The organism is Geobacillus zalihae NBRC 101842 (assembly GCF_001544135.1).
Lineage (GTDB): Bacteria > Bacillota > Bacilli > Bacillales > Anoxybacillaceae > Geobacillus > Geobacillus zalihae.
On the sequence record NZ_BCPV01000110.1, the window covers coordinates 1 to 4,801 of the forward strand.

Annotated in this window: 4 tRNA genes, 1 rRNA gene and 1 pseudogene; 5 read left to right on the top strand and 1 reads right to left on the bottom strand. The window is 53.7% G+C overall.

Annotation, left to right across the window (positions count from 1 at the left end):
• Positions 1–464 precede the first annotated feature (464 nt).
• The 5 genes from GZ1_RS17370 to GZ1_RS17390 all read left to right on the top strand — a co-directional run bounded on the left by GZ1_RS17370 (position 465) and on the right by GZ1_RS17390 (position 4,199).
• Positions 465–3,400: ribosomal RNA gene (locus GZ1_RS17370) — 23S ribosomal RNA — on the top strand.
• An 82-nt stretch (positions 3,401–3,482) separates the two neighbouring features.
• Positions 3,483–3,554, top strand: a tRNA-Gly gene (locus tag GZ1_RS17375).
• A gap of 9 nt (positions 3,555–3,563) precedes the next feature.
• Positions 3,564–3,637 (top strand) — tRNA-Arg (locus GZ1_RS17380).
• Positions 3,638–3,738: 101 nt separating this feature from the next.
• A tRNA-Gly gene (locus GZ1_RS17385) sits at positions 3,739–3,809 on the top strand.
• A gap of 313 nt (positions 3,810–4,122) precedes the next feature.
• A tRNA-Arg gene (locus GZ1_RS17390) sits at positions 4,123–4,199 on the top strand.
• A 435-nt stretch (positions 4,200–4,634) separates the two neighbouring features.
• On the opposite strand, the pseudogene GZ1_RS19735 reads toward GZ1_RS17390, so the two are convergent.
• Positions 4,635–4,801: pseudogene (locus GZ1_RS19735) on the bottom strand (site-specific integrase); the annotation flags it as partial.

The following is a 4,801-nucleotide window of genomic DNA, read 5'->3' on the forward strand; positions in this document are numbered from 1 at the left end:
CTAGGCGCTGGAGCTAGACATCACGAAAAGCGGAGGCCGCAATGGCCAACTGTCGATACACAGCGCTTTCGTTTCGTTCGGTTTTGAGGGAATGAGAAATTCCTTCACTTGTTTTGCGCCTGCGTCTTCTAGCAGATTCAAGGAAGATGGATTCCTCGGCGCAAAGCTGCAAGGAAGCAGACTCAAGGCAGTCGCTTCGTTCAGTTTTGAAGGAATGAGAAATTCCTTCAAAAGCGCCTGTGCCTGCGTCTGCTAGCAGGTTCAGGGAAGCAAGATTCCTCGGCACAAGACTGCAGAGAAGTGAATTCAATGAAGTAGTCTCGTTTGCGTCTGCGTCTACAAGCGGATTCGGAGAAGCCGAATTCCTCGACGCAAACCAGCGAAGAAGCAGGTTCAAGGCAGCAACTTCGTTCCTTGAAAACTAGATAACCGGAAACGCAAAGGAAGAAGCCGAGAGCGCTGTAGGTTAAGCTAGAAAGGGCGCACGGTGGATGCCTTGGCACTAGGAGCCGATGAAGGACGGGGCAAACGCCGAAACGCTCCGGGGAGCTGTAAGCAAGCGTTGATCCGGAGATGTCCGAATGGGGGAACCCACTGTCCGTAATGGGACAGTATCCATGCCTGAATCCATAGGGCATGGAGGGCACACCCGGGGAACTGAAACATCTTAGTACCCGGAGGAGAAGAAAGCAAACGCGATTCCCTGAGTAGCGGCGAGCGAAACGGGAACAGCCCAAACCAAGAGGCGTGCCTCTTGGGGTTGTAGGACCGCTCATTGTGGGAGTGAGAAAGGAACGGGGTAGACGAACCGGTCTGGAACGGCCGGCCAGAGAAGGTGACAGCCCTGTAGTCGAAACTTCGTTCCCTCCCGAGCGGATCCTGAGTACGGCGGGACACGGGAAATCCCGTCGGAAGCAGGGAGGACCATCTCCCAAGGCTAAATACTCCCTAGTGACCGATAGTGCACCAGTACCGTGAGGGAAAGGTGAAAAGCACCCCGGAAGGGGAGTGAAAGAGAACCTGAAACCGTGTGCCTACAAGTAGTCAGAGCGCGTTCATGCGTGATGGCGTGCCTTTTGTAGAATGAACCGGCGAGTGACGATGGCGTGCGAGGTTAAGCCGAAGAGGCGGAGCCGCAGCGAAAGCGAGTCTGAACAGGGCGAAAAGTACGTCGTCGTCGACCCGAAACCAGGTGATCTACCCATGTCCAGGGTGAAGGCCGGGTAACACCGGCTGGAGGCCCGAACCCACGCACGTTGAAAAGTGCGGGGATGAGGTGTGGGTAGGGGTGAAATGCCAATCGAACTTGGAGATAGCTGGTTCTCCCCGAAATAGCTTTAGGGCTAGCCTCAAGGGAAGAGTCTTGGAGGTAGAGCACTGATTGAGCTAGGGGCCCTCATCGGGTTACCGAACTCAGTCAAACTCCGAATGCCAATGACTTATCCTTGGGAGTCAGACTGCGAGTGATAAGATCCGTGGTCGAGAGGGAAACAGCCCAGATCGCCAGCTAAGGCCCCAAAGTGCACGTTCAGTGGAAAAGGATGTGGAGTTGCAAAGACAACCAGGATGTTGGCTTAGAAGCAGCCACCATTTAAAGAGTGCGTAATAGCTCACTGGTCGAGTGACTCTGCGCCGAAAATGTACCGGGGCTAAACGTGCCGCCGAAGCTGCGGGATGACCGTTGGTCATCGGTAGGGGAGCGTTCTAAGCGCGCCGAAGCGAGACCGGAAGGACTCGTGGAGCGCTTAGAAGTGAGAATGCCGGTGTGAGTAGCGAAAACAGAGGTGAGAATCCTCTGCACCGAAAGCCTAAGGTTTCCTGAGGAAGGTTCGTCCGCTCAGGGTTAGTCGGGACCTAAGCCGAGGCCGAAAGGCGTAGGTGATGGGCAACAGGTTGAGATTCCTGTACCACCTCCTCACCGTTTGAGCAATGGGGGGACGCAGGAAGGTAGGGCGAGCAGGCTGCTGGAATAGCCTGTCCAAGCGGTTAGGCTGCCAGATAGGCAAATCCGTCTGGCATAAAGGCTGAGCCGTGATGGCGAAGGGACCATCGGTCCCGAAGTCCCCGATCCTACACTGCCAAGAAAAGCCTCTAGCGAGGTGAGAGGTGCCCGTACCGCAAACCGACACAGGTAGGCGAGGAGAGAATCCTAAGGTGCGCGGGAGAACTCTCGTTAAGGAACTCGGCAAAATGACCCCGTAACTTCGGGAGAAGGGGTGCTCTCTTGGGTGATGAGCCCGAGAGAGCCGCAGTGAAAAGGCCCAAGCGACTGTTTATCAAAAACACAGGTCTCTGCGAAGCCGAAAGGCGACGTATAGGGGCTGACACCTGCCCGGTGCTGGAAGGTTAAGGGGAGCGCTTAAGCCGCAAGGCTGAAGGTGCGAACCGAAGCCCCAGTAAACGGCGGCCGTAACTATAACGGTCCTAAGGTAGCGAAATTCCTTGTCGGGTAAGTTCCGACCCGCACGAAAGGTGTAACGACTTGGGCACTGTCTCAACGAGAGACCCGGTGAAATCATACTACCTGTGAAGATGCAGGTTACCCGCGACAGGACGGAAAGACCCCGTGGAGCTTTACTGCAGCCTGATATGGAATTTTGGTATCGCTTGTACAGGATAGGTGGGAGCCTGGGAAGCCGGAGCGCCAGCTTCGGTGGAGGCGGCGGTGGGATACCACCCTGGCGGTATTGAAATTCTAACCCGCACCCCTTAGCGGGGTGGGAGACAGTGTCAGGTGGGCAGTTTGACTGGGGCGGTCGCCTCCCAAAAGGTAACGGAGGCGCCCAAAGGTTCCCTCAGAATGGTTGGAAATCATTCGGAGAGTGCAAAGGCATAAGGGAGCTTGACTGCGAGACGGACAGGTCGAGCAGGGACGAAAGTCGGGCTTAGTGATCCGGTGGTTCCGCATGGAAGGGCCATCGCTCAACGGATAAAAGCTACCCCGGGGATAACAGGCTGATCTCCCCCAAGAGTCCACATCGACGGGGAGGTTTGGCACCTCGATGTCGGCTCATCGCATCCTGGGGCTGTAGTCGGTCCCAAGGGTTGGGCTGTTCGCCCATTAAAGCGGTACGCGAGCTGGGTTCAGAACGTCGTGAGACAGTTCGGTCCCTATCCGTCGCGGGCGCAGGAAATTTGAGAGGAGCTGTCCTTAGTACGAGAGGACCGGGATGGACGCACCGCTGGTGTACCAGTTGTCCCGCCAGGGGCACCGCTGGGTAGCTATGTGCGGACGGGATAAGCGCTGAAAGCATCTAAGCGTGAAGCCCCCCTCAAGATGAGATTTCCCACCGCGTCAGGCGGGTAAGATCCCTCGAAGATGACGAGGTCGATAGGTCCGAGGTGGAAGCGTGGCGACACGTGGAGCTGACGGATACTAATCGATCGAGGGCTTAACCTAACAAGAAAAGTGGAGGCGCCGCGGCTTCTTCCCGAAACGGTTATCTAGTTTTGAAGGAATGAACTTCCTTCACCATTACAACGCGGAAGTAGTTCAGTGGTAGAACACCACCTTGCCAAGGTGGGGGTCGCGGGTTCGAGTCCCGTCTTCCGCTTCCCAATATGCGCTCGTAGCTCAATTGGATAGAGCATCTGACTACGGATCAGAAGGTTAGGGGTTCGAATCCTCTCGAGCGCGTTTATTAACTAACTTCAAAAAAAGATATTGACAAAAAAACAATTAGCGATTATATTTTTATTGCAGTCGTTTCTAAGACAAGTCCTAATGATATTGATCATGCGGGTGTAGTTTAATGGTAAAACCTCAGCTTCCCAAGCTGAAGTCGTGGGTTCGATTCCCATCACCCGCTTTCCTTTATTTTATCGTGAATATCGTATGGATATTGTTCCAGCAGCTCAGCTGGATAGGGCAACGAGCAAAGTCATCTTCGAAATGGCTACGAGTTGTCCCGACGCACCAAGCTTCCTTGAGTAGGCTTGTAGAGGAAGGGACAGCGGGAATGTTGGGGTGTCCTGTTGATTATGTCCCAGTAGCTCAGCAGGATAGAGCAACGAGCAATAGCTTCTTTGAAACAACTGCGAGTTGCCCCGACGCATCGGGCTTCTTCGAATCGGCTTGTAGAGGAAGGGGCAGCGGAATAATGAGAGTGTCATGATTGCTATGTCCCAGTAGCTCAGTAGGATAGAGCAGCGGCCTTCTAAGCCGTCGGTCGGGAGTTCGAGTCTCTCCTGGGACGCCATTTCCATACGAAAAGAACGCGCAAAAGGCGCTGGAACGAAGTTCTCCGATCGCCAGGGAAGAAGATTGATTCCATGTGCGAGAGGGGAATTTTTTATTTGGTTATAAGAGCCGACAGTGGGAATATTGGCGTGTTCTGTCGATGATGTCCCAGCAGCTCAGTAGGATAGAGCAACGAGCAAAGGCTTCTATGAAACAACTGCGAGTTGCCCCGACGCATCCATCTTCTTCGAGTAAGCTTGTAGAGGAAGGGGCATCGGCCCTAAGCCGTCGGTCGGGAGTTCGAGTCTCTCCTGGGACGCCACTTACATACGATCGGTTCGGGTTAACAGTGCTGAAACCCTTGATATGACCGCGTTTGCGGTCATTTTTCATTTTTTGGGAATCCCGAAAAAAACGATAGAATCCGAAAAAATTTTGCATGAATTTTGCACGGCTATTTAGCATGGTACAGCTCCTCCATTGCAAGGTCAACTTGCCGAGACTCTTTTTGCTCCATCTCATCTAAAATATGAGAGTACGTTTGCAGCGTGGTTACAATATCTTTATGTCCAAGACGCCGAGAAACGTATTTGATATTCACTCCCTCTAGAAATGTTGATG